Source organism: Intrasporangium sp. (assembly GCF_040414665.1).
In the GTDB taxonomy this organism is placed as follows: Bacteria; Actinomycetota; Actinomycetes; order Actinomycetales; family Dermatophilaceae; genus Intrasporangium.
Genome location: NZ_JBEDUL010000152.1, coordinates 35,371 through 60,292 on the forward strand (window position 1 = coordinate 35,371; position 24,922 = coordinate 60,292).

General features: G+C 70.1%; 21 protein-coding genes. 16 read left to right on the forward strand and 5 right to left on the reverse strand.

What is annotated here, in order from left to right; all coding sequences use genetic code 11:
• Positions 1 to 3 precede the first annotated feature (3 nt).
• Entirely contained in the window at positions 4 to 897 is an 894-nt protein-coding gene (locus tag ABF401_RS16315) for a GNAT family N-acetyltransferase (RefSeq protein WP_353510628.1), read from the reverse strand.
• Between the two features lie 144 nt (positions 898 to 1,041).
• On the opposite strand from ABF401_RS16315, the gene ABF401_RS16320 reads away from it, so the two are divergent.
• The 4 genes from ABF401_RS16320 (at position 1,042) to ABF401_RS16335 (ending at position 5,753) form a co-directional block, all read left to right on the forward strand.
• Positions 1,042 to 2,025 (forward strand): methionine synthase, encoded by a 984-nt coding sequence (locus tag ABF401_RS16320; protein ID WP_353510629.1) that lies wholly within the window; start codon positions 1,042 to 1,044, stop codon positions 2,023 to 2,025.
• A gap of 74 nt (positions 2,026 to 2,099) precedes the next feature.
• Positions 2,100 to 3,431, forward strand: a complete 1,332-nt coding sequence (locus ABF401_RS16325) for an acyl-CoA dehydrogenase family protein (protein ID WP_353510630.1) — start codon at positions 2,100 to 2,102, stop codon at positions 3,429 to 3,431.
• Positions 3,428 to 4,678 carry an acyl-CoA dehydrogenase family protein gene (locus ABF401_RS16330; protein WP_353510631.1) on the forward strand — a complete coding sequence of 417 codons (1,251 nt, stop codon included), beginning with the start codon at positions 3,428 to 3,430 and terminating at the stop codon, positions 4,676 to 4,678. The genes ABF401_RS16325 and ABF401_RS16330 overlap by 4 nt, the downstream gene beginning before the upstream one ends.
• Positions 4,679 to 4,754: 76 nt before the next feature.
• Positions 4,755 to 5,753: a DMT family transporter gene (locus ABF401_RS16335; RefSeq protein WP_353510632.1), complete on the forward strand. Its 999-nt coding sequence runs from the start codon at positions 4,755 to 4,757 to the stop codon at positions 5,751 to 5,753.
• Between the two features lie 81 nt (positions 5,754 to 5,834).
• Here ABF401_RS16335 and ABF401_RS16340 read toward each other — a convergent pair whose 3' ends face one another.
• The gene (locus ABF401_RS16340) at positions 5,835 to 7,070 is read right to left on the reverse strand and encodes an Ig-like domain-containing protein (protein WP_353510633.1); all 1,236 of its coding nucleotides are present in this window, start codon (positions 7,068 to 7,070) and stop codon (positions 5,835 to 5,837) included.
• Between the two features lie 216 nt (positions 7,071 to 7,286).
• Between ABF401_RS16340 and ligA the strand changes: the two genes are divergently transcribed.
• From ligA to ABF401_RS16390, 10 genes are all read left to right on the forward strand, one after another.
• Positions 7,287 to 9,485: an NAD-dependent DNA ligase LigA gene (ligA, locus tag ABF401_RS16345; RefSeq protein ID WP_502908272.1), complete on the forward strand. Its 2,199-nt coding sequence runs from the start codon at positions 7,287 to 7,289 to the stop codon at positions 9,483 to 9,485.
• 287 nt (positions 9,486 to 9,772) lie between these two features.
• A complete protein-coding gene (locus ABF401_RS16350) occupies positions 9,773 to 10,531 on the forward strand; it encodes an ABC transporter ATP-binding protein (protein ID WP_502908271.1) in 759 nt (252 codons plus the stop codon).
• Positions 10,524 to 11,252, forward strand: coding sequence for an ABC transporter ATP-binding protein (locus ABF401_RS16355; RefSeq protein ID WP_353510636.1), 729 nt, complete (start codon positions 10,524 to 10,526; stop codon positions 11,250 to 11,252). Before ABF401_RS16350 ends, ABF401_RS16355 begins: the two co-directional genes overlap by 8 nt.
• Before the next feature lie 85 nt (positions 11,253 to 11,337).
• Positions 11,338 to 12,591: an ABC transporter substrate-binding protein gene (locus ABF401_RS16360; protein ID WP_353510637.1), complete on the forward strand. Its 1,254-nt coding sequence runs from the start codon at positions 11,338 to 11,340 to the stop codon at positions 12,589 to 12,591.
• A 94-nt stretch (positions 12,592 to 12,685) separates the two neighbouring features.
• Positions 12,686 to 13,555 (forward strand): branched-chain amino acid ABC transporter permease, encoded by an 870-nt coding sequence (locus ABF401_RS16365; protein WP_353510638.1) that lies wholly within the window; start codon positions 12,686 to 12,688, stop codon positions 13,553 to 13,555.
• On the forward strand, positions 13,552 to 14,577 hold the full coding sequence (locus ABF401_RS16370) for a branched-chain amino acid ABC transporter permease (protein ID WP_353510639.1): 1,026 nt from the start codon (positions 13,552 to 13,554) through the stop codon (positions 14,575 to 14,577). The genes ABF401_RS16365 and ABF401_RS16370 overlap by 4 nt, the downstream gene beginning before the upstream one ends.
• A gap of 310 nt (positions 14,578 to 14,887) precedes the next feature.
• Positions 14,888 to 15,184, forward strand: coding sequence for an Asp-tRNA(Asn)/Glu-tRNA(Gln) amidotransferase subunit GatC (gatC, locus tag ABF401_RS16375; protein ID WP_353510640.1), 297 nt, complete (start codon positions 14,888 to 14,890; stop codon positions 15,182 to 15,184).
• Between the two features lie 127 nt (positions 15,185 to 15,311).
• Complete coding sequence (gene gatA, locus ABF401_RS16380) at positions 15,312 to 16,853, forward strand: Asp-tRNA(Asn)/Glu-tRNA(Gln) amidotransferase subunit GatA (protein ID WP_353510641.1); 1,542 nt, start codon at positions 15,312 to 15,314, stop codon at positions 16,851 to 16,853.
• Position 16,854: 1 nt separating this feature from the next.
• Positions 16,855 to 18,423, forward strand: coding sequence for an Asp-tRNA(Asn)/Glu-tRNA(Gln) amidotransferase subunit GatB (gene gatB, locus ABF401_RS16385; RefSeq protein ID WP_353510642.1), 1,569 nt, complete (start codon positions 16,855 to 16,857; stop codon positions 18,421 to 18,423).
• Positions 18,424 to 18,536: 113 nt separating this feature from the next.
• A complete protein-coding gene (locus ABF401_RS16390; RefSeq protein WP_353510656.1) occupies positions 18,537 to 20,039 on the forward strand; it encodes a glyceraldehyde-3-phosphate dehydrogenase in 1,503 nt (500 codons plus the stop codon).
• 17 nt (positions 20,040 to 20,056) lie between these two features.
• Here the strand turns inward: ABF401_RS16390 and ABF401_RS16395 are convergent, their stop codons facing one another.
• From ABF401_RS16395 to ABF401_RS16405, 3 genes are all read right to left on the reverse strand, one after another.
• The gene (locus tag ABF401_RS16395; RefSeq protein ID WP_353510643.1) at positions 20,057 to 20,707 is read right to left on the reverse strand and encodes a DUF937 domain-containing protein; all 651 of its coding nucleotides are present in this window, start codon (positions 20,705 to 20,707) and stop codon (positions 20,057 to 20,059) included.
• A gap of 85 nt (positions 20,708 to 20,792) precedes the next feature.
• Positions 20,793 to 21,971: a PQQ-dependent sugar dehydrogenase gene (locus ABF401_RS16400; protein WP_353510644.1), complete on the reverse strand. Its 1,179-nt coding sequence runs from the start codon at positions 21,969 to 21,971 to the stop codon at positions 20,793 to 20,795.
• A 74-nt stretch (positions 21,972 to 22,045) separates the two neighbouring features.
• Positions 22,046 to 22,717, reverse strand: a complete 672-nt coding sequence (locus tag ABF401_RS16405) for an MOSC domain-containing protein (protein ID WP_353510645.1) — start codon at positions 22,715 to 22,717, stop codon at positions 22,046 to 22,048.
• A 41-nt stretch (positions 22,718 to 22,758) separates the two neighbouring features.
• Between ABF401_RS16405 and ABF401_RS16410 the strand changes: the two genes are divergently transcribed.
• Both ABF401_RS16410 and ABF401_RS16415 read left to right on the forward strand, forming a co-directional pair.
• Positions 22,759 to 23,715, forward strand: coding sequence for a 2-hydroxyacid dehydrogenase (locus ABF401_RS16410; protein ID WP_353510646.1), 957 nt, complete (start codon positions 22,759 to 22,761; stop codon positions 23,713 to 23,715).
• 116 nt (positions 23,716 to 23,831) lie between these two features.
• Positions 23,832 to 24,911, forward strand: a complete 1,080-nt coding sequence (locus ABF401_RS16415; RefSeq protein WP_353510647.1) for a WD40/YVTN/BNR-like repeat-containing protein — start codon at positions 23,832 to 23,834, stop codon at positions 24,909 to 24,911.
• Positions 24,912 to 24,922: the final 11 nt, after the last annotated feature.

Sequence of the window (24,922 nt, forward strand, 5' to 3'; positions counted from 1 at the left end):
CACTCAGTCCATCGACCGGGTCCACGTGACCGTCCGGGCGACCGGTCGGAAACCGAGCGACTGGTAGAGGCGTCTGGGTCCCGGGTAGTCGTCGTCGCCGCGTGGGCTCACCTGGGCCGTGTGAGCCCCGAGCTCCCTCGAGCGGTGCAGCGCGGCCAGCGTGACGGCTGCCGCCAGACCCCGGCCGCGGTGGGCGGGCACGCAGCCGACCGGCTCGACCAGCGCGACGCCGATCGACTCGTCGAGCCAGACAACGGCCGAGGCGACCATGCGTCCCTCGCGTTCGCACGCCACCCAGTCGAGGTCGGGCCGGTAGGGCCATGCCCGCATGACCTGCGCATAGGCTGCGGCGCTGACCCGCGAGGGCCCGAACTCCGCCCACGCGACCCGGTGCACCGCCGCCCGAGGCGATGCCTCGCCCTGCTCGACCGGGCGGAGTCGATAGCCGGCGACCCGCGGCACTTGTGGCAGCTCGCGCAGGTCGAGGAGGTGGTGGGTGAGATGCCAGCCGTCTCGATCGGGCCGGAAGCCGGCCGCGCGGAGCACCGGCTCGACGCCGTCACCCTCCATGACCACCGCGGACTGCCGCGGCGCATCGCTCCAGTCCTCGAACCAGTCGACGACGTCGCCGGCCACCTCCGGGTAGGCGGGGTCGACCTGGAGCTCCAGCCAGTCGGGGCTCTCCGCCCAGCCGAAGCCGACCACTTCATCGCCCACCCGCCACAGGGAGATCGCCTCGTCGGCCCCGACACGGTCGGGCTCCTCAGCATGCGAGTACCGGTTCCACGCGAGCTGGCCCGGGTGAAACCGGGCGCTCGGGGACCAGGCCCGCGAGCACATCGCCTGCATCCCGCCCAGGTCTACCGGGCCGGAGAAGTCGCTGCGCACCGTCGGCACGCCGCACACCCTAGCCACCCCATCCGCCGGACACCCCACTGCGCAACCCACCGAGCAGTCGTCAGCGTCGGGCGGAAATATCCGCAGCCGCTTGACCGGTGCTCGGTGTGTTGCGGGGGACGGGGCGGGCCTAGGGTGGGGGCCGTGACGCAGGCAACGGGGATCGGCTCCTGGCCGGGCACGTCGGTGCGCGACGCGCTCGGCCAGGTGCGCGAGGTCCTTGACGGCCACCTGCCCTACCTGCCCGAGCTGCCCGCACGTGGGCCCGGGGCGGACATGGTCGGGCGCACCGCCGGCCTGCTCGTCGAGCTCCCCGTGGACCTCCAGCCGACCGGCTGGCGCCTCGTCGACCGGCCGGGCCGCGACGCACATCGGACGGCGGCGCTGATGCGCGAGGACCTCGACGAGCTCGCCGAGACCTTCGAGGGGCAGGTCGGCCCGATCAAGCTGCAGGTCGCCGGGCCGTGGACCCTCGCCGCATCGCTCTGGCTGCCCCGCGGCGAGCGGGTGGTCGCCGACGAGGGGGCGTGCCGGGACCTCGTCGACTCGCTGGCCGAAGGCGTCCGGGCCCACGTGGCAACTGTGCGACGGCTCCTCCCCGGCGCCGACGTCGTGCTCCAGGTCGACGAGCCGTCACTCCCGACGGTCCTCTCGGGTCGGCTGCCCACTGCGTCGGGGTACGGACGGCTGCCCTCCCTCGATCCGCAGGTGGCCGCTGCTGGACTGGCGAGGGTGCTCGAGGCGCACGACGGCGACACCGTCATCCACTGCTGCAGCTCCGACCCACCCCTGCCGCTCCTCCGCTCGGCGCGCCCGGCGGCGCTGTCCCTCGACATCGCGCAGCTCCGTCCGCGCGGCTGGGAGGGGGTGGCCGTGGCCGTCGAGGACGGCATCCATCTGTATGCGGGCGCCGTGCCCACGGACGGGTCGGTGACCCGGGCGGTCGAGGTGGCCGACCGCATCGCTGACGCCTGGCACCGAGTCGGTATGCCGCTGAGCTCGCTCTCGGACGTCGTCGTCACGCCGGCGTGTGGCCTGGCGGGGGCGCCCCCGCAGCTCGCCCTGGCAATCCAGCGCGCCGCGGTCGACGCAGCGCGGGAGCTGACCGAGCGCGTCCATGTGGGTTGAGGTGAACGTGCCGCGGGCCCCGCGGCACGTTCACCTCGACAGGGAGCAAACCTACCCGGGGTAAGGTGGCTGTCATGGCCGCCCCCAGCTCCCTCCGCTTCGGCGACCGCGGGCAGCGGATCGGGCTGCGCCTGATCACCAAGGTGGGCTCCCTACCCATGCTGGGCAACCCCGAAGTCCGCCGGACCGTCGAAAGCCTGCTCTACCGGGGCAGCAAGGGCGCGTTCGCGGCTGTCGAGGCCGCCTCGAGGCGACCCTTCGCATCGCGGCCGGGCCGTGGCGACCCGGCCCGCACTGCACCGGCTCGGCCTCGGCGAGAGTTCGACCTGACCCCTTCCGAGGACCAGGAGGAGCTCCGCTTGGCGGCGGCCCGGCTGGCCGACGACATCATCCGGCCGGCTGGAGCACGGGCCGATGCCGACCGCTCGGTCCCCGAGGGAGTGCGCCGTGCGGCCGCCGAGCTCGGCCTGCACCTCGTCGGCGTCCCGAGCGCGCTCGGCGGCATCGCCGAGGAGCGCTCGGCCGTCACCGCCGCGCTCGTGGTCGAGGAGCTGGCCCGTGGCGACCTGGGCATCGCGACGGCGCTGCTGGCTCCCGCCGCCGTGGCGACGGCGCTCGCGAACTACGGCTCCAGTGCGCAGCAGGCGACCTACCTGCCTGCCCTCACGAGCGGCAGTCCCCCCGCACGCGCCTCGCTCGCGCTCATGGAGCACGGGCCGCTGTTCGACCCCCTGTCGCCCACCACGACGGCAACCACCCGCGGGAGCGACCTCGTCATCAACGGCGCCAAGTCCCTCGTCGTCGGGGCGGCCGAGGCCGACCTGCTCGTCATCTCGGTCCTCGTCGACGGGGTGCCGCGCCTCGTCCTCGTCGAGGCGGGCACGCGGGGGATCACCGTCGCCGACGACCCCGCCATGGGCATCCGCGCCTCCACCACCGGTCGGATCGCACTGGACGGCGTGGTGGTCCCGGCGACCAACCTGCTCGGCACGACCGATGACCATCTGGACGCCGTGCGGCGCGCCCGGCTCGCCTGGTCCGCCGCCGCCTGCGGGACCGCGCAAGCCGCCCTCGACCAGCTCATCCCCTACGTGCTGACGCGGCAAGCCTTCGGCGAGCCGATCGCGCACCGCCAGGCCGTCGCGTTCACCGTCGCCGACATCGCCATCGAGCTCGCAGGGCTGCGCCTGGTCGTCTGGCGCGCCGCGTCCCGACTGGACCAGGGCAAGGACGCCGCTCGCCTCATCGCCCACGCCCGCCAGCTGACGGCCACGCACGCCGCGCAGATCGGCTCGCATGCCGTCCAGCTGCTCGGGGGCCACGGCTTCGTCAAGGAGTTCGACAACGAGCGGTGGTACCGGGACCTGCGCGGAGCGGGCATCCTCGAGGGGGTGCTGCTGACGTGATCAATCTCGAGGTCCCCCGCAAGTTCATCCCGCTGCTGGGCCGGGCCCGCGCGTTCGCCGACGAGGTGATGCGGCCGATCTCGCGCAAGTACGACCGGGCCGAGCACGCCTACCCCGTCGAGCTCGACCTCGTCTCCGCCGTCATCGACGGGCTCACCGACGCGGGCGCCGGGCAGGGCGCGGGAGTGGCTGCCGCCACTCGCACCAAGGACGGATCGGCCCGGGCTGCCGTCGGCTCCGGTCGGAAAGCGCCACGCGGCAGCGACAACCGCAACGGCGCCAACCTCTCGTCGGTGCTGTCCGTGATGGAGACCTGCCGCGGTGACGTCGGGCTCGCCCTGTCGATCCCGAGGCAGGGACTGGGCAACGCCGCCATCGCTGCGGTCGCAACCGAGGAGCAGAAGGCGCGCTACGGCAAGCGCTGGGCCGCCATGGCCATCACCGAGCCGGAAGCCGGCTCCGACTCCGGGGCGATCCGCACCACGGCGGTCAAGGACGGGCCGGACTACGTCCTCAACGGCGAGAAGATCTTCGTCACCGGCGGCGAGCGAGCCGAGCTCGTCGTCGTCTGGGCGACGCTCGACGGCAGCCTGGGCAAGGGAGCCATCAAGTCGTTCGTCGTCGAGCGGACCAACCCAGGCCTCAAGCTCGTCCGGCTCGAGCACAAGCTCGGCATCCGGGCCTCCGACACCGCCGCCTTCCACCTGGACGACTGCCGGGTGCCGTCCAGTGACCTGCTCGGCGACCCCGGGATCAGCACCGAGGCGGGATTCGGCGGCGCCATGGCCACCTTCGACAACACCCGTCCCCTCGTCGCGGCGATGGCGGTCGGCCTGTCCCGCGCCTGCCTGGACACGACGAGCGATCTGCTGGCCCAGAGGGGCATCAGCGTCGACTGGGACCGTCCGCCGCTCGGCCAGAGCGCGGCCGCAGCCCGGCTCGCCACGCTCGAGGCAGAGTACGAGGCCGCCTACCTGCTCACGATGCGGGCCGCGTGGATGGCGGACAACGGACGTCCCAACTCGATGGAGGCCTCGATGGCCAAGGCAAAGGCGGGTCGCGCCTGCGTCGACATCGCCCTCGCCTGTGTCGAGCTCGCCGGACCGACGGGTTACGGCGAGACCGAGCTGCTCGAGAAGTGGGCCAGGGACGCGAAGATCCTCGACATCTTCGAGGGCACCCAGCAGATCCAGCTGCTCGTCGTCGCCCGACGGCTGCTCGGCCTCAGCTCGGCCCAGCTCAAGTAGCGCCCGCCAGGCCGGTGACCAGTCCACGAGAAGCACCTCACGGGAGGCGGTCGGTGGCCGTCGTTATCGTGTGCGAGTGACTCGGGAAGTGACAACGGTGGACAGTGGTGCAGGATCGGCAGCCGACGTGATGCCGGTGCACCGGCAGCGGGTCCCGTGGCAGGTCAAGTTCGGTTCGCTCGCGGTCATCTGGGGCGCCAGCTTCCTCTTCATGAAGATCGGGCTCCGGTGGTTCTCACCGGTCCAGATCGCGACCGGTCGCATCGTCCTCGGTGCGATGACCGTCCTGCTCCTGCTCCGCCTCACCGGTGGTCGCCTCCCGCGATCCTGGCACGTCTGGCGCCACCTGCTCGTCGTGGCCGTCTTCCTCGCCTCCCTGCCGTTCGTCCTCTTCCCGCTCGGGGAGGAGCGCGTCAGCTCTGCGCTCGCCGGCATCGGCAACGCCATCACGCCGATCGCGACCGTCCTCGCGACGATGGCCATGGTCCCGTCGGAGCGCCTGCCCGGCCGGCGGATCCTCGCGATCGTCGTCGGCTTCGTCGGCGTGGCCCTCATCGCCCAGCCCTGGGAGAGCGCCGGCCAGCCGGACCTCGTGGGCTTCGGCCTGACCCTCATCGCTGGTGCCTCGTACGGCCTCGGGTGGACCTGGGTGCGCAAGTACCTCTCGCACGCCGACCTGGGCGGCCTCCAGCTCCCGGCCGCGCTGCTCACCGTCGCAGCCGGGCAGATGACGATCGTGCTCCTCGTCTGGTGGGGGTTCCACCGCGAGCGGTTCCCGGGGCCGTGGTCCCCGGCCGTCGACGCGACGGGTGGCGGCGCCGGACCGATCCTCTCGATCCTCGCCCTCGGGGTCCTCGGCACCGGGCTGGCCTACCTCTTCCAGTTCGACGTCTTCCGGGCGGTGGGCCAGCAGGTCGGCTCGCTCGTCACCTACCTCATCCCGATCGTGTCGGTCGGGCTCGGCTACGCGTTCCTCGGGGAGCGGCTCGGGGCGTGGCAGGTCGCCGGTGCGGCCCTGGTGCTGGGTGCCGCGGTGGCGGTCACCCGTCCCCGGCGCGCGCCCCGCGACAGCTGAACGGCACCGACCGCACACGGGGCGTGCGACGGAAGCCCGCCCAGCGGCATACGGCCTCTGTTGGTGGGCCGACAGGCCGGGTCAGAGGGCGGAGCCCTTCTGCCAGGTGGCCCAGCTGAGGTTCCAGTCGGCGTAGCCGTTGCCCATCGTCATCGGCTTCTTGGTGCCGACGGTTTCGACGACGTCTCCGACACGCATGTTGTCGTAGAGCCAGATCGAGTTCGCGTCGCTCATGCCGACGCACCCGTGGCTGACGTTCTCGTGACCCTGCTGGCGGACCGACCAGGGCGCCGAGTGGAGGAACTCGCCGGAGTGCGTGATGCGCAGAGCCCGCTTGACCTTGACGTCGTGGTAGTAGTCCTTGTCGCCCTCCTTGAGGCCGATCGACTCGGCCTTCATGGTGAAGTCAGTGAACTTCTCCATGATGACCTTGACGCCGGAGCGGGTCTCCCAGCCGGGCCGGCCGCCGGAGACCGGGATCGACTTCGCCTTCTTGCCGTTGATGACGACGTCCATCATGTGCGTCTTGAGGTTCACCTTCGCGATGACCGAGCGCCCGACCGTGAAGTCCGTGACGACACTCTGCTCGCCGAAACGACCCCCGCCCGCGGGGACGCCGTTGAGGTTGGCCTCGACGTGGACCTTCGTGCCCGGCTTCCAGTAGTTCTGCGGTCGCCAGTGGGCCTCGCGGTCGGAGAGCCAGTACCACGATCCGTCCTGCGCCGGCTGGGAGGTGACCTTCATGCGCTTCTCGAACGCGGCCTTGTCGACGACGGGCAGGTCGAACGTGGCGATGACCGGCATGCCGATGCCGACGGTGCCGCCGTCGGGGTACACCTTCGTCCAGATCTGGTCGTCGAGGGTCAGGTCAGCCGTGGAGAAGGAGCGCTTCGACTTCTGCTGCTTGCCGGACTCGTCCGTCGCCGTGAGGTTGAAGGTGTACTTGACCCCCGGCTCGAGCAGGTCGCTCGAGGTCCAGGTGCCGGACTCGAGCCAGCCGTCGACGGGAACCTTGTTGCCCTTCTTGCTGACGTAGGACAGCGAGGCCTTGGTCAGCGTCCCGTTCTCGGTCCGCGCCGAGACGCGCGTGTCGACCGAGACGTCCTGGGCGCCCGACTTCGGCGTGGTGATCCAGCTGACGGGCACGGTCGTGGGTGTCTTTGTCGACGCGGCCGCCGACGGGGAGCCGCCCGTCGCAGCACCGTGGCCGGCCGCCGTGACGGGCGCCTCGGCCGAGCAGGCCGCGACACCGAGCAGGCCGACGACAGCGATGGCCGCGACACATGTCTGGCGGACGGATCGAATGGTGACGTTCACGTACTTCCCCTCAGGACCTACCGGTGCCCGCGCCGCCGACATCCGGGATCGCAGGCCAAAACACCCCATTGACCAGTGTCGCTGATGAACGCACGCATCACCAAAACCATCCGCACCGCGTCGTCCGGTCTTCTCCCGCCGTCGCCGCTCGTGGACCTGTCGTATGCCGCTGGGCTCGGTGCCGCTCCAGCCGGGCCGTCAGGGGTGGCTGGCAGGATGGGGCGGGTGAGCGAGATCACCGAGCGTGAGATCCCCGAGAACGACGTCCCGCGCGCCGGTTCCGGTCCGGCCGTCGTCGAGGACCCGATTCCCGTCGAGGTCAACCAGGAGTGGGCCGACCTCGCCGAGCAAGCGAGTGCGGCACAGTTCAACTACCACGTCAAGGACTCGCCGACGATCAGCGACGGTGAGTACGACGCGCTCATCCGCCGTCTGAACGAGCTCGAGGAGCAGTGGCCCTCGCTGCGCACGCCCCAGAGCCCGACGCAGAACGTCGGTGGTGCGGCGTTCGCGACCGGCTTCGAGACGGTCGACCACGTCGAGCGGATGCTCAGCCTCGACAACGCGTTCTCCTTCGAGGAGCTGCGTGCGTGGGCGGAGCGGGTCGAGCGTGAGGTGGGCACCGGATCCCACTTCCTCACGGAGCTCAAGATCGACGGCCTGGCCATCAACCTCCTCTACGAGGATGGTCGGCTCGTTCGGGCGCTCACCCGGGGCGACGGCCGCACCGGCGAGGACGTCACCAACAACGTGCGCACCATCAGGGGTGTGCCCGAGCGGCTGAACGGTGCGGACGTGCCAGCGCTGGTGGAGATCCGCGGCGAGGTCTTCTTCCCGACCGCTGGGTTCGCCGACCTCAATGCCTCGCTCGTGGCGGCGGGGAAGGCGCCGTTCGCCAACCCGCGCAACGCGGCTGCCGGGTCGCTGCGGCAGAAGGACCCGAAGGTCACGGCGAGTCGGCCACTCCAGCTGCTCGTCCACGGGATCGGGGCCAGACGGGGTTTCGACCTCGAGCGCCAGAGCCAGGGGTACGAGGTCATGCAGGCCTGGGGCCTGCCGACGTCCGACAAGGTCAGGGTGCTCGAGGAGATCTCCGAGGTCGAGGAGTTCGTGACCTACTACGGGGAGCACCGCCACGACGGTACCCATGAGATCGACGGCATCGTGGTCAAGGTCGACGAGGTGGCGCTCCAGCGCCAGCTGGGCACGACGTCGCGGGCGCCGCGATGGGCCATCGCCTTCAAGTACCCCCCCGAGGAGGTCAACACTAAGCTGCTCGACATCCGCGTCAACGTCGGCCGCACCGGGCGGGTCACGCCGTACGCCGTCATGGAGCCCGTCGTCGTCGCCGGGTCGACGGTCGAGCAGGCGACGCTGCACAACCAGTTCGAGGTCGAACGCAAGGGCGTGCTCATCGGGGACACGGTCGTGCTGCGCAAGGCAGGGGATGTCATCCCGGAGATCGTCGGGCCGGTCGTCGACCTGCGCGACGGGAGCGAGCGTGCCTTCGTCATGCCGACCCAGTGTCCGGCCTGCGGGACAGCGCTCGCGCCGGAGAAGGAGGGGGACAAGGACATCCGGTGCCCCAACGGCCGGTCCTGCCCCAGCCAGCTGCGGGAGCGGATCTTCGGGCTCGCCTCCCGGTCGGCGCTCGACATCGAGGCACTCGGCTGGGAGGGCTCGATCGCGCTCCTGGAGTCGAGGGTCATCACCGACGAGGGCGACCTGTTCGTGCCGCGGGCGGACAGCCCGGAGGCCGGCCGCTACGGCGTGACGCGGGAGCGGCTGTCGACGGTCACCCTCTACACCCGGGCGGCGAAGAAGACCGACCCGGCCGAGCACGTCGTGGCCGGCCGGGTGCTGTCCGCCAATGGCGAGAAGCTGCTGACCGAGCTCGAGAAGGCCAAGTCGCAACCGCTCTGGCGCGTGCTCGTCGCGCTGTCGATCCGTCACGTCGGTCCGACCGCCGCCCGGGCTCTCGCGGCGACCTTCCGATCGATGGACGCGATCCGGTCCGCGAGCACGGAGGAGCTGGCCGAGGCGGAGGGCGTCGGCGGGATCATCGCCGAGTCGGTCACCGCGTGGTTCCGGGTGGACTGGCATGCCGAGATCGTGCGCAAGTGGGCCGCTGCCGGGGTGCGCATGCAGGACGACGTGGACGAGTCGGTGGAGCGCACCCTCGAGGGCAGGACGGTCGTCGTCACCGGCTCGCTCGAGGGCTTCTCGCGCGACGAGACGAAGGAAGCGATCATCAGCCGTGGCGGCAAGGCCGCCAGCTCGGTGTCGAAGAAGACCGACTGGGTCGTCGTGGGAGCCAACGCCGGCTCCAAGGCCGCGAAGGCCGAGGAACTCGGTTTGCCCGTCCTCGACGAGGCCCAGTTCGTGCGGTTGCTCCAGACCGGCTCGCCCGACTGACCGACCGGGAGCTCACGGCTCCCGACGGCGCACCTCGGCCTCGGTGTACCCGGACCAGTTGGCGCCTGATCGTTACCGCTTCGTTGCCCCCCTGTAGCCCTGCTGCCGCCGTTGCGGTCGCCGCGCACGGGAGATGTGGCCTCGGGCCATACCCAACCCGCAGGTGTGTGGGGAGGGCCCGTGCCTCGCGTCTGGCCGACTCCTAGAGTTGCCGGAGTCGGGAGGCCATTCCCGGACAAAGTCCATCATCCGCACGAGTCAGACCAGCTATGCACGAGGAGGTGCAGGTGTCCAAGGATGCGCCGCTGCTCGAGACCCGCTCCCTGACCAAGGAGTTCCGCGGGTTCAAGGCGGTCTCCGACGTCAACCTCTCCGTCGCCGAGGGCACCATCCACGCGCTCGTCGGCCCCAACGGAGCAGGCAAGACCACGCTGTTCAACCTCCTGACCGGGTTCCTCTCCCCGTCGTCCGGCTCGATCGTGTTCGACGGCAAGGACATCACCGGCAAGGAGCCGGAGGAGATCGCCCCGCTCGGGATCGCCCGGTCCTTCCAGATCACCAGCCTCTTCGACCAGATGACGCTCCGCGAGCACGTCGAGCTGGCCCTGGCCAGCCCTACCGGAATGGGCATGCAGTTCTGGCGCTCCATCAAACGCATGGCGGTCTTCCGGGATCGCTCGATGGAGCTGCTCGACCACGTCGGTCTCGCCGACCGTGCGGGCCTTCCGGCGGGCTCGCTCGCCTATGGTCAGAAGCGGGCGCTCGAGCTCGCGATCGCCATGGCCCTCGATCCCAAGCTGCTCCTGCTCGACGAGCCGACGGCCGGGATGGGCATCGAGGACGTCGACCGGACGATCGCCCTGGTCAAGCAGCTCGCCGAGGGCCGCACGGTCGTCTTCGTCGACCACAACATGCACGTCGTCGGATCGCTCGCCAGCACGGTGACCGTCCTCCAGTCGGGGCAGGTGCTGGCCGAGGGCAGCTACGACGAGGTGCGCAACGACGAGCGTGTCATCACCGCCTACCTCGGAGCAGCCCATGACTGAGACGCCAGCCAGGACCTCGACCCGGACCTCGCTCGAGGTCGCCGGAGTCTCCGCCTGGTACGGCGAGGCGCGGGTGCTCTCCGATGTCGGCATCGAGGTCGGCCAGGGCGAGGTCGTCACGCTCGTCGGTCGCAACGGTGCCGGCAAGACGACGCTGCTCCGCTGCATCATGGGCCTGCACAAGCAGGTGCAGGGATCGACCACGTTCGACGGGATCGAGCTGCACAAGCGATCCCCGAACCAGCGCGCCTGGTTGGGTATCGGCTGGGTTCCCGATGACCGCGGGATCTACGCCTCGCTGTCCGTCGCCGAGAACCTCATGCTGCCGCCCGTCGTCCACGACGACGGCTGGAGTCTCGAGCGGATCTACGAGTTCTTCCCCGCGCTCCACGAGCGCAGGGATTTTCCCGGCACCAAGCTGTCGGGCGGCGAGCAGCAGATGCTCGCCATGGCACGGGTCCTGCGGATGGGCGCGCGCCTGCTCCTGCTGGACGAGCCGAGCGAGGGTCTCGCCCCGGTCATCGTCCAGAGCATCGGAGAGATCATCCGCGAGATCAAGGCCCAGGGCGTCGCCGTGCTGCTCGTCGAGCAGAACGTCAAGTTCGCCGCCACCGTGGCGGACCGGCACTACCTCCTCGCACAGGGGAGGGTCGTCGAGCACCTCGACAACGCGGACTTCCAAGCCCGCGAGGGCGAGCTGCTCACCTATCTCGGGATGTAGCACACCTCCATCCCTCGGCCCCGATGCCGGGCACCCGGCACGACGCAATGCACCATCCAGAAGGCATGACATCCCAGGAGGGGACATGAGTGGCAGGAACAAGGTCACGGGCACCGTGGCCATCGCGGCCTCGGCGTCGCTGGCGCTGGCGGCCTGTGGCGGCGGAGCCGGCGGGCCGCAGTCCGGCGGAGACGCCAAGCTGACCAACGACAAGGTCGTCATCGGCCTGCTCAACGACCAGTCAGGCGTCTACAAGGACCTGTCCGGGCCGAACTCCAAGGTCGCGATCGAGATGGCCATCGCGGACTACCAGGCCAAGTACGGCGACAAGGCGGTCGCCAAGAGCATCGAGGTCGTCCAGGCCGACCACCAGAACAAGCCCGACATCGCCAACACCAAGGCGCAGGAGATGTACGACCGGCAGAACGCCGACATCATCCTCGACGTCCCCACGTCCTCGGCCGCCCTGGCCGTCGCGAAGCAGGCCCAGGCGAAGAAGAAGATGTACATCAACATCGGTGCCGCCACGACAGCCCTGACCGGTGAGTCGTGCAACAAGTACACCTTCCACTGGGCCTACGACACCTTCATGCTGGCCCACGGCACGGGCACCGCGACCGTCAAGAACGGCGGCAAGACGTGGTCCATCGTCTACCCGGACTACGCCTTCGGCCAGGACATGAACAAGTCGTTCACGACGGCCATCCAGGGCGCCGGTGGCGAGGTCCAGCAGTCGATCCCCACGCCGTTCCCCAACGACAACTTCGCGACGTTCATCACCAAGGCGGCCTCGACCAACCCCGACGTCGTCGGGATCATGGCCGCCGGCGGCGACCTCATCAACTTCGTCAAGCAGTACAACCAGGCCGGGATGCAGGACAAGGCCACCCTCGCCGTGGGCCTGATGTTCATCACCGACATCCACTCGCTCGGTGTCGAGCAGTTCTCCGGAACCCAGTTCACGGACGCCTGGTACTGGAACTTCGACGACCAGAACCGCAAGTGGGCCGATCGGTTCCAGGAGAAGACGAACACCCGTCCGTCCTTCGCACACGCCGGCAACTACTCGGCCGCCCTCCAGTACCTCGAGGCGATCCAGGAGGCCGGCACCGATGACGCCGACTCTGTCGTGGCCAAGCTCGAGGGCAAGAAGATCAACGACGTCTTCCTCCGCAACGGTGAGATCCGCGCCGCGGACCACCGCGTCCTGCACGACGCCTACCTGGCCAAGGTCAAGACCAAGGACCAGGTCAAGGAGGACTGGGACTACGAGGAGATCCTGACGACGATCCCCGCGGCCGAGGCCTTCGGGCCGGTGTCGGACGCCTGCAAGATGTGACCTGACCCCGTCACGGCGACGTGGTGCCGGGTGCCGGGCGGCATCCGGCACCCCGTCCCACGGCGGGGCCGAGACCAGAAGGTCCAGGAACCTCATGAGCGCATTCATCCAGTACACCCTCCAGGGCCTCGCGGCCGGCGGTTTCTACGCCCTGTCCGCCCTCGGCCTCGCGGTGATCTTCGGCGTCCTCGGCGTTGTGAACTTCTCCCACGGCGCCTGCTACATGCTCGGGGCCGTGCTCGCAGCCGTGCTGCTCGCCGAGCTCAACGTCAACTTCTGGCTCGCGCTCGTCATCGTGCCGATCCTCATGTTCGGCTTCGGAGTGCTCATGGAGCGCGCGCTCGTTCAGTGGCTGCTCCCGCTCGACCCGCTCTACAACTTCCTGCTCACCTTCGGCCTGACCCTCGTGCTCGTCGAGGCGGTCAAGCAGCGCTACGGCGTCTCTGGCCTGCCCTACCAGGTCCCGCCGGGTCTGAGCGGGCAGGTGAGCGTCGGCAGCCTGACCCTGCCCACCTACGCCATCTTCGCGTGCCTCTTCTCGGTCGCCGTGTGCGTCGGGGTCGGACTGCTCCTGACGCGGACCCGGATCGGCATGATCGTCCGGGCCGCGACCGAGGCGCCAGAGCGCACCCGTGCCCTTGGCATCAACGTCGGGCGCTGGGTCACCCCGGTATTCGGCTTCGGCATCGCCCTGGCCGGCCTGGCCGGCGTCCTCGCGGCTCCGACTCGCGCCATCACCGCCGAGATGGGCAGCAACTTCATCATCATCCTGTTCGCCGTCGTCGTCATCGGCGGACTCGGTTCGATCCGCGGGGCGGTCGTCGCCGGGTTCCTCGTCGGTCTCGTCGAGGCCTATGGAGTCGCCTACCGCCCCGCCTACGCCCAGATCGTCATCTTCGTCCTGATGGCGCTCGTCATCCTCGTCCGCCCTGCTGGCCTGTTCGGACGGGAGGAGATCGCATGACCGCCGACCCACAGCTCACCGACCGCACCGACATCGACCTCGCCAAGCCGTCGATCCTGTCGCGTCGCAGCCCCTGGCGCTACGTCATGCTCCTCGTGGGCCTCGCGGTCCTCGTGCTGCTGCCCTACCAGATCTACCCCCCTGTGGCGATGGACATCCTCTGCTGGGGACTGTTCGCGATCAGCGTCGACCTGCTGCTCGGCTTCACCGGTCTGCTCAGCTTCGGCCACGCGGCCTTCTGGGGCGGATCCGCGTACGCCACCGGCCTCATCGCGATCAACACCGGCTGGCCGTTCCCGCTCGCGGTGCTCGGGGGCGCCGTCTTCGCCATGGCCATCGCGGTGCCGATCGGCTACCTCTCCGTGCGGCGGACGGGCATCTACTTCGCGATGGTGACTTTGGCCTTCGCACAGATGCTCTACTTCATCGTCAACCAGCTGCGCGACCTGACCGGCGGAGAGAACGGCCTCCAGGGCATCCCGAAGAACTTCTTCGGCGTCGAGTCCGTCGAATCCGACTCGTTCTACTTCTACTACGCCGGCGCCGCCGTCATCCTCATCGGGATCGTCGTCGCCTGGCGGGTCGTCAACTCGCCGTTCGGGCGGGTCCTCACCGCGATCCGTGACAACCCGGCCCGCGCCCGGGCCCTCGGGTACAACGTCGAGAAGTACAAGATCGTCGTCTTCGTCATCTCCGCGGGCCTCGCGGGCCTGGCCGGCGGCGTCTTCTCGATCAGCCACGGGTTCGCCTCGCTCCAGGAGGTCGCCTGGACGACGTCCGGAAAGGTCGTGCTCATCACCGTCCTCGGTGGGATCGGGACGCTCTGGGGCGGCCTGGTCGGCGCGGGCGTCGTCGTGTATCTCGAGGACTACCTCGCGTCCGCGGGGGTCAGCGGCATCGCCATGATCACCGGTGCGATCTTCGTCCTCATCGTCCTGCTCTTCCGCCACGGCATCTGGGGCACGGCCCGCAACCTCATCCGCGAGCAGGTCATCGCGCGGCGGAACCGGCCCCGCTCCTGACCCACCCACCACCACGTCGAGTGTGCGGTTCGCGCCGGGCTGGCACCTGGTCGGATGTGCACTTGCTTCCGAGGCAAAGTGCACACTCGAGGAGGAGTGGGCCCGGGCTGCCCGGCCTGCCGTCGGGGACGTGGTCGAGTGTGCACTTCGAGCCGGGCTGGCACCTGGTCGAGTGTGCACTTGCTACCAACGCAAAGTGCACACTCGAGGAGGAGTGGGCCCGGGCTGCCGGGCCGGCCGTCGGGGACGTGGCTTTCACCCGGGGGGTGGGCGGTCGGGAGCGCATCCTCCGGCCCATAGACTGGCCGGCATGTCCACACTCACCCGTGCCGACGTCGCCCACCTCGCCGGGCTGGCTCGCATCGACCTCTCGGACGCCGAGCTCGATCGCATGGTCGGCGAGCTGTCCGTCATCCTCGAGTCGGTCGCCAAGGTCCAGCAGGCCCCGATCGAGGACGCTCCTCCGATGTCGCACCCGATGCCGCTGACCAACGTGACCCGACCCGACGTGGTCCGCCCCGGGCTCAACCCCCAGGAGGCGCTGTCGGGTGCGCCGGAGCAGGAGCTCGGGCGCTTTGCGGTCCCGCGCATCCTCGACGAGGACTGACCGGTCCGCAGGCCGAGCTGACAGCTCGGGTGAGCCGACCACAGACCAACGGCACGCATGCCGCCCAGCCGGCTCAGCGGCATACGGAACCATTTCGTGAACTCCCTGAGGGACAAAGGCAACTGACGTGACAACTGACCTGACTCGCGCCTCTGCGGCGGAGCTCGCCGAGGGCCTGGCGAGCAAGACGATCTCTTCGGTCGAGGTGACCCAGGCCCACCTTGACCGGATCGCTGCCGTCGACGAGCAGGTGCACGCCTACCTCCACGTCGACGTGGACGGGGCGCTCGCGACGGCTCGCGCGATCGACGAGCGGCGCGCAGCGGGGGAGCGCCTGCCCACGCTCGCCGGCGTGCCGATCGCCGTCAAGGACGTCATGGCGACCAAGGGTCTGCCGACGACGTGCGGCAGCCGCATCCTCGAGGGCTGGATCCCGCCCTACGACGCGACCGTCGTCCGCCACCTCAAGGAGGCGGGGATGCCGATCCTCGGCAAGACCAACATGGACGAGTTCGCCATGGGGTCCTCCACCGAGCACTCGGCCTACGGCCCGTCCCGTAACCCGTGGGACCTCGACCGCATCCCCGGCGGCTCGGGAGGCGGGTCGAGCGCCGCCGTGGCGTCCTTCCAGGCGCCGCTCGCCACCGGCACCGACACAGGCGGTTCGATTCGCCAGCCGGCCGCCGTCACCGGGACCGTCGGGACCAAGCCCACCTATGGGGGCGTGTCGCGCTACGGCCTCGTGGCGCTCGCGAGCAGCCTCGACCAAGCGGGCCCCTGCGCTCGCACCGTCCTGGACGCTGCCCTGCTCCACGTCGTCATGGGCGGGCACGACCCGCTGGACTCCACCTCGATCGATGCTCCGGTGCCACCGGTCGTCGAGGCGGCCCGCCGCGCCGACGTCAAGGGGATGCGGATCGGCGTCGTCAAGGAGCTCGGCGGCGCGGGCTACCAGTCCGGTGTGCGGGCCCGCTTCGAGGAGTCGGTGGCGCTGCTCGTCGAGCAGGGGGCCGAGGTCGTCGAGGTGAGCTGTCCCAACTTCGACTACGCCCTGGCCGCCTACTACCTCATCCTGCCGAGTGAGGCCTCGAGCAACCTGGCCAAGTTCGACGCGATGCGCTACGGCCTGCGCCTCCTGCCGGAGGGGGTCGACGCCCCGACGGCAGAGCAGGTCATGGCTGTGACGCGCGACGCGGGCTTCGGCGACGAGGTCAAGCGCCGCATCATCCTCGGCACCTATGCGCTGAGCTCGGGGTATTACGACGCCTACTACGGCTCTGCCCAGAAGGTGCGCACGCTCATCGCGCAAGACTTCGAGCGCGCCTACGAGCAGGTCGACGTCCTCGTCAGCCCGACGGCGCCGACGACGGCGTTCCGCCTCGGCGACAAGCTCGACGACCCGATGGCCATGTACCTCAACGACATTGCCACGATCCCCGCAAACCTCGCAGGGGTGCCCGGCATGTCCATCCCGTCCGGTCTCACGGACGAGGACGGCCTACCGGCCGGGATCCAGGTCCTCGCGCCGGCCACGAAGGACGAGCGCCTCTACACCGTCGGCGCCGCGCTCGAGCAGGCCCTTCTCGAGCGGTGGGGCGCCCCGATCCTGTCCAAGGCACCCGAGCTCGCCGGCCAGGCCGGCGCCGGTGCCGCCGTGAAGGGAGCCTGAGATGGCCGTGACGTCCTCTGCTGTCGACGCCGTCCTCGACTACGACGAGGCGATCGCCAGGTTCGACCCCGTCATGGGGCTCGAGGTCCACGTCGAGCTGCACACCGCCACGAAGATGTTCTGCGGCTGCCCGACGGTCTTCGGCGCCGAGCCGAACTCCCAGGTGTGCCCCGTCTGCCTTGGGCTGCCGGGTGCCCTGCCGGTCGTCAACGAGAAGGCGGTCGAGTCCGCGATCCGGATCGGCCTGGCCCTGAACTGCGAGATCGCCGAATGGTGCCGCTTCGCCCGGAAGAACTACTTCTACCCGGACATGCCGAAGAACTTCCAGACCTCGCAGTACGACGAGCCGATCGCCTACAACGGCTGGCTCGACGTCGAGGTCGACGACGGCGCCGGTGGCACCGAGGTGTTCCGGGTCGAGATCGAACGGGCCCACATGGAGGAGGACACCGGCAAGTCCCTCCACGTCGGCGGCGCGACCGGTCGCATCCACGGTGCCGAGTACTCGCTCGTCGACTACAACCGCGCGGGGATACCGCTCATCGAGATCGTCACCAAGCCCATCGTCGGCGCAGGGGAGCGGGCGCCGGAGGTGGCGCGGGCCTATGTCTCGGCCCTGCGTGACCTCATGCGCGCGCTCGACGTCAGCGACGTCAAGATGGAGCAGGGTTCGATGCGCTGCGACGCCAACGTGTCGTTGCGTCCCCGCGCTGGTGACGACCCGCGCGGCGAGGCGCAGCTCGCAGTCCCCCTCGGGACGCGCACCGAGACGAAGAACGTCAACTCGCTCCGCTCGGTCGAGCGGGCGGTGCGCTACGAGATCTCGCGCCACGCGGCGATCCTCGACGCAGGCGGCTCGATCCTGCAGGAGACCCGCCACTGGCACGAGGACACCGGCATCACGACCTCAGGGCGGGTCAAGTCGGACGCCGACGACTACCGATACTTCCCGGAGCCGGATCTCGTGCCCGTCGCGCCGAGCCGCGACACGGTCGAGGCGCTGCGCAAGACGCTGCCGGAGCCGCCTGGCCTGCGGCGCAAGCGCCTCCAGAACGACTGGGGCTACAGCGATCTCGAGATGCGCGACGTCGTCAACGCCGGCGCGGTCGAGCTCATCGAGGAGACGGTCGCTGCCGGGGCCAGCCCGGCAGCCGCGAAGAAGTGGTGGCTGGGTGAACCGTCGCGGCGCGCCAACGCCGAGGGCCAGGACATCGTGACGTATGCCGCTGGGCTGGGTTTCGCTCCAGCGCACGTCGCCGAGCTCGACCGTCTCGTGACGAGCGGTCGGCTCAACGACTCGATGGCCCGCCAGGTCCTCGACGGGGTCCTCGCCGGTGAGGGCACCCCGACCGAGGTGGCCGACGCCCGCGGGCTGGAGCTGGTCCAGGACGACAACGCACTCGAGGCAGCCGTGGACAAGGTCATCGAGGCCAACCCGGACATCGCCGCGAAGATCCGCGACGGCAAGGTCCAGGCGGCCGGAGCCCTCATCGGCCAGGTGATGAAGGAGCTGAAGGGACAGGCCGACGCGGGCCGGGCGCGCGAGCTCATCCTTGCCCGACTCACGTGAGTTCGCCCTGTCAAGAGTGAGATTGCTCACGACGGCAGCACGGTCGCGTCCGGCGCAAGGTCCGCTCACGCCTAGTCTCGGGGCTCGTGACAACGACGCACTCGCCAGCCGCTCTGACCGACCCTTCGACTGACCAGTCTCCCGGGAGCCTTGCCGAGGAGCACCACGAGGAGTGGTCCGAGCGACAGGCCCTCGCCGAGGCGATGATCCCGATCATCGGGCGGCTCTACCGGCAGAACAACGTCGTCACGTCGATCTATGGGCGCCGGCTCATCAACGAGTCCGCCATCCACCTCATCAAGGCACACCGTTTCGCCCGACGGATCGACGACGTCGAGCTCGACCTGCACGACACGCTGCCCGTGCTCCATGCGCTCGCGGCAGTCGACCCGGGGGCAGCCTCGGTCGACCTGGCCCGACTGACGAGGAAGTACAAGCAGAGTGGTGGCGACGCCGACCTGACGGAGTGGGTGCGGACCGAGCTCGGTGAGGTGGCCGGCCGCAAGGGCGCGACCGGGCGAGAGAACGGGGACGGCCGCCGTGGGACCGATGTCGTCCTCTACGGCTTCGGCCGGATCGGGCGGCTGCTCGCCCGGATCCTCATCGCCCACACGGGCCGGGGCGACGGCCTGAACCTCCGGGCGATCGTCGTGCGCAAGGGGAGCGACAACGACCTGATGAAGCGGGCGAGCCTGCTGCGCCGGGACTCGGTCCACGGATCGTTCCAGGGCACCATCACCGTGGACGAGGACGCGAACACCATCCTCGCGAACGGCACGCGCATCCAGGTCATCTACTCGGATGACCCGACCACCGTGGACTACCCGGCCTACGGCATCGAGGACGCGATCGTCGTCGACAACACCGGCCGCTGGCGCGACCGGGAGGGACTCTCGCAGCACCTCCAGTGCCCCGGGGTGTCGCGGGTGCTCCTCACGGCGCCCGGCAAGGGCGACCTGCCCAACGTCGTCGCCGGCATCAACGAGCACCTCATCAGCCGCGACGGGGCACATGACGAGACCATCCTCTCGGCGGCCTCGTGCACGACCAACGCGATCGTGCCGGTGCTCAAGGCGGTCAACGACGAGTACGGCATCGTGGGTGGCCACGTGGAGACGGTGCACTCGTTCACGAACGACCAGAACCTCATCGACAACTTCCACAAGGGCGAGCGTCGGGGCCGGTCGGCCGCCCTCAACATGGTCCTCACCGAGACCGGCGCGGCCAAGGCCGTGGCCAAGGCCCTCCCCGAGCTGGAGGGCAAGCTGACCGGCAACTCGATCCGCGTGCCCACGCCTGACGTGTCGATGGCGATCCTCAACCTCACGCTGAACCGTCCGACGTCGCCGGACGAGATCAACACCTATCTGCGTCGCACGTCGCTGCACTCACCGCTGCACAAGCAGCTCGACTACATCGACAGCCCGGAGGTCGTGTCGACGGACTTCGTCGGCTCGCAGTACGCCGGCATCGTCGATGGCCGCGCGACGATCACAGCAGACGACCGTGTCGTGCTCTACGTCTGGTACGACAACGAGTTCGGCTACAGCTGCCAGGTCGTCCGGGTGCTGGAGAGCATGGCGAGGGTCCACCCCCCGGCCTTCCCCCGCGTCTGAGGGCCGGGGGCCCGGGCTCAGCGGCGGCCACCGCCGAGCAGACCCCCGAGGATCCCGCCGAGCAGGTCCCCGCCACCGGAGCCTCCGAGAATTCCGCCGAGGACGTCCTGGATGGGGTTCGACGAGCCCTGCTGGGCAGACCCACCCGCCCCGGCCGGTTGCTGCGTCGGTGCGCTCTGCGCGCCTTGACCGCCCGGGAAGAGTGGTCCCGAGTCGCCCTGTCCGGACGGCTGGTCCCCGCCGAGAACGCCTCCCAGCGCTCCGCCCAGCCCACCTTGGCCGCTCATCTTCTTGGCGAGCCAGGACAGCACGATGGGGGCGAGGACGGGCAGCATCTTCTTGACGAGGTCGCCCGTCGCGCCGCCACCCACCCCGCCGAGCTGGTGCATGACCTGGTCGGTGTTGTCGCCGAAGATGTTGCCGACGATCTTCTGTCCGTCGGCAACGTCGACCTGGTCGAGGTCGTCGGGGACGCCGTCCTGGTGCTGGGCGAGGGCGCCCATGAGCGAGCTGGCGCCGGCGGGATCAGCGGCATTGGCCTGCAGGCCGCCGAGCAGCGCCGGCAGTGCCTGCTCGGCCGCCTGCCGGGCCTCGCCCTCGTCGACCCCGAGCTGGCTGGCGAGCTGACTGAGAGGGACCTGCTCCAGGATCTCGTCGTACTGCGACATGACCTTCACCTCCTCGGTGTGCAACGGCCTCGCGCCGCCCTGGTTCGGACTCTAGTCATCGGCAGCGGCGTCGTCGCGTGGAACGTCACCCGGCCCCGACGTCGGACAACGGCAGCGAGATGAGCCTGTCGTTCGACTCGTTGCTCGTGGTGAGCCACAGCCGGCCGCCGACGAACAGGACATCGCGGATGCGGCCATAGGTCCCATTCAGCTTGCGCTGGGGCTCCCCGGCCGACCCATCTGCGCGAATCGGCACGCGCCAGACGGACGTTCCCCGCAGCGCCGCCATGTAGACCGCCCCGTCCGGACCGATCGCGATGCCGCTGGGTGACATGTCGGACGTGGGCCATTGCGCCACGGGGTCGACGAAGTTGTCGTTGCCCGCCTTGCCCTCGACCTCCGGCCACCCGTAGTTGCGACCCGGCTCGATGAGGTTGAGCTCGTCCCACGTCGACGCGCCGAACTCGCTGGCCCACATCCGGCCCTTGCTGTCCCAGGCGAGGCCCTGGACGTTGCGGTGACCGTAGCTCCAGATGGGCGAGCCGCCGAACGGGTTGCCCGGTGCCGCGTCCCCCTCGCGAGTGATGCGCAGGATCTTGCCGCCGAGCGACTGGCGGTTCTGCGACAGGGAGGTGTCACCCGCCTCGCCGGTTCCGACATAGAGATAGCCGTCCGGTCCGAACTTGATCCGGCCACCGTTGTGGTTCTGGCCGCGGGGGATCCCCTGGAAGATGACCTTCGGCTCGCCGATGCGGTCACCTCCCCACGGCACCGCGGCGATCCGGTTGTCGCTGTCGGTCGAGTAGTACGCGTAGAACACCGGATTCGCTCCGAAGTCCTTCGCGACCGCGAGGCCGAGCAGGCCGCCCTCACCGCTCGTCCGTTCGATGGGCAGCCGCCCCACGACGCGTGGCTGGCCGCCGCTCCCGGGCGCGGGGACGTGGTACACGTCACCGGTGTTCCGCTCACTGACGAGGGCGGACCCGTCGGGCAGCAGGGCGATCGACCACGCCACCTCCAGGCCGGCGAGCAGCGTCGTCGCCGGACCGGTCTGGACCGGGGTCGGCGAGGGTGTCGCCGTGCCGGTCGCGGCCGACCCAGGGCTGGTCGTCGCCGCCGCTGCGGTTGTCGTGCTGGGGCTGCCGGCCGGGGTCTTGCCGGATTCGGACGCCGGAGTGCCGGCTGTGCACGCAGCGAGTGCCACCAACGAGGCGACCACCCACGTGACCAGCCGGCGGGTGCGCATGCGGGGCGTGGGCGGCATACCTCATTCTGTCCCATGCGATCGCCGGGAACCGGTTTGCGCCACCGCGTCTCTCGGCGCGACGGTGCGAGCGGTCACCGCCCGCGGCGGGCCACCTTGTCGGCCAGCCAGGCGTGCTCGTCGGGGTGCAGCACACCCGCGTCGAGGACCCGACGCGCTGCATCGAGGTCGCCCATCGCTGCCCGGAAGCTGAGCAGGAGGTCGATGTCGTGCTCCGGCCGCTCGATCTCGATGGTCACGCCGGCGCGAAGGGTTCCGGGCCGGACGACCGACAAATATGCCCCGGTGCGGCCGGCGGCGCTGAATCGCTTGACCCACTGGGGAACTCCCATGTGCCCAGCGAAGGTGGCGCAGGGGATCCGGGGCACCTCGACCCTGAGGACGACGTCGTCGAGCCGCCAGACCTCTCCGATGAGCCCGTGGGTCGTGTCGACCCCGACCGTGGTGAGGTTCTCGCCGAAGGCGCCGGGTGCGAGGGGCCGACCCAGCTCGACCTCCCACCACAGCTGGTCCTCGCGGGCGTAGGCATACACCGCCTGCTGGGATCCGCCGTGGTGCTTGCGGTCGCCGATCTCGTCGCCGACGACCCCGCTGCCCAGCCCACCTCGCTTCGGCCCGGGATCACGCACCTCGACGAGTGATCCGTCCGGCAGCTGTCCCTTGTCGATCGCCGTCGTCGGGCCACTGGCGTACGGCCGGGCGACGCCCGCCCCGACGTTGATGGACATCACGTGCGGCCGGGTCACCGGGTGAGCCTACCGTGACGCCACGTCGTAGGTTGGAGCGCATGAGCACCGATCGTCCCGTCGTCGTGGCCGTCCCAGAGGAGGCGTATGCCGCTGGGCTGGCTGACGTCGCGCACGTCGAGACGGTCGTGTGGGATCCGTCCCACCCGCACGAGCGCGAGGCTGAGTTCCGACTCGTCGTCCCTCCGTACATGGGCCCGCCGCCCAGGGTGGAGCGCTTCCGCGACCTGCCAGCGCTCGAGGTGGTCCAGCTGCTGTCCGCCGGTTACGAGACGGTCCTCGACCGCATCCCGCCGGGCGTCACGCTGTGCAACGGCGCCGGGATCCATGACGCGAGCACGGCCGAGCTGGCCCTCGCCCTCACCCTCGCCTCCGAGCGCGACCTCGCCACACACCTGCGCGCGCAGTCGAGGTCGTCCTGGGCCGCACCACGGATGTGGCGCGCCCTCGCGGACAAGCGGGTCCTCATCGTGGGCTACGGCCGGATCGGCCACGCGATCGTGACACGGCTGCTGCCGTTCGAGGTGGAGGTCACGGTGGTCGCCTCCCGAGCCAGGGGCGGTGACGACCTCGTCAATGCGGTGCACGGCATCGACGAGCTTCCCGACCTCGCCGCAACTGCCGACGTCCTCATCCTGGTCGTCCCGCTCACCGACTCGACGCGCGGGCTCGTGGACGCCGCCGTGCTGGCCCTGCTGCCGGACGACGCCCTCGTCGTCAACGTGGCGCGAGGCCCCATCGTCGACACCGATGCCCTGGTTGCGGAGTGCTCCTCCGGTCGGCTGCGCGCGGCGCTCGACGTCACCGATCCTGAGCCGCTCCCGGCAGGCCATCCGCTGTGGAGCACTCCGGGCGTCATCATCACACCGCATGTCGGGGGAGCGACCTCCGCGATGGCGCCACGAGCCCTGGCGCTCCTGCGCCGCCAGGTCGAGGCGTTTCGAGACGGCCGTCCCCTCGAGAACGTCGTCAAGCCGGTCACCTCCGTCCGCGGCTGAGCGGCGGCGCCAGACTCCGCCGGCGAGGAGGGGCCCGGGAGCGTGAGCCAGCCCAGCGGCATACGGCACTGCGTATTGTCTTGTGGACTGTCGGAGCCGTAGTGGACACTGTGAACATGGCTGAGACGATCGTGGCAGTGGGGACCCGGAAGGGGCTGTGGATCGCCCGGAGCGCCGACCGGCAGGAGTGGTCGGTCGAGGGTCCGCACTTCCTCATGAGCGAGGTGGCCTCGGTCGCCTTCGACACCCGCGCCGGGCGTCGGTCCGTGCTGGCCGGGGTGAAGTCCTGGCACTGGGGCCCGACGGTGCAGGTGAGCGAGGACGCGGGCCGCACCTGGAGCGAGAGCGCCGATCGTGCGCTCGCCTTCCCCGGCGACACGGACACGGCCCTCGAGCGCGTCTGGCAGCTCACCCCCGATCCCAACGACGACGACGTCGTCTGGGCGGGCGTCGAGCCGCATGCCCTCTTCCGCAGCTCCGACAAGGGGGAGCGCTTCGAGCTCGTGCGGGGCCTCTGGGACCACCCGCACCGACCCACGTGGGAGCCGGGTTTCGGCGGTGGCGCCGTCCACACGATCGTCCCCGAGCCGGGGAGGCCCGAGCAGCTGCTCGTCGCGATGAGTACGGGCGGGGTGTACCGCTCGCAGGATGCGGGGGAGACCTGGGCGCCGAGCAATCCTGGCATCCGGGCCTACTTTCAGCCCGACAACGAGTACCCCGAGTACGGCCAGTGCGTGCACAAGGTCGCGCGCGGCGCGGACGGTGAGTTCTTCGCCCAGAACCACAAGGGCGTCTACCGGTCCGGCGACGGCGGCGCGACCTGGCAGTCGATCGCGGACGGTCTGCCGACCGACTTCGGCTTCACGATCCTGGCGCACCCGCGTCGACCCGGCGTCGTCTGGAACGTGCCGGTCCAGGACGACGGCGAGCGCATCCCGCCGGGCGCGCAGCTCCAGGTGCAGCGGTCGGACGACTCGGGCGGTAGTTGGCGCACGCAGGCCATCGGGCTGCCGGACCACAGCTACACCTGCGTCCTGCGCGACGCTGCTGGACTCGATGGCGGTGATCCCATGGGCCTGTATGTCGGCACCCGCAACGGCGACGTGTTTGCCTCGACCGACGAGGGTGAGACCTTCAGCCGCATCCTCACGCAGCTGCCCGACGTGCTCGTCGTGCGCGCGGCCCAGGTCGAGTGACGCGGCCGGTG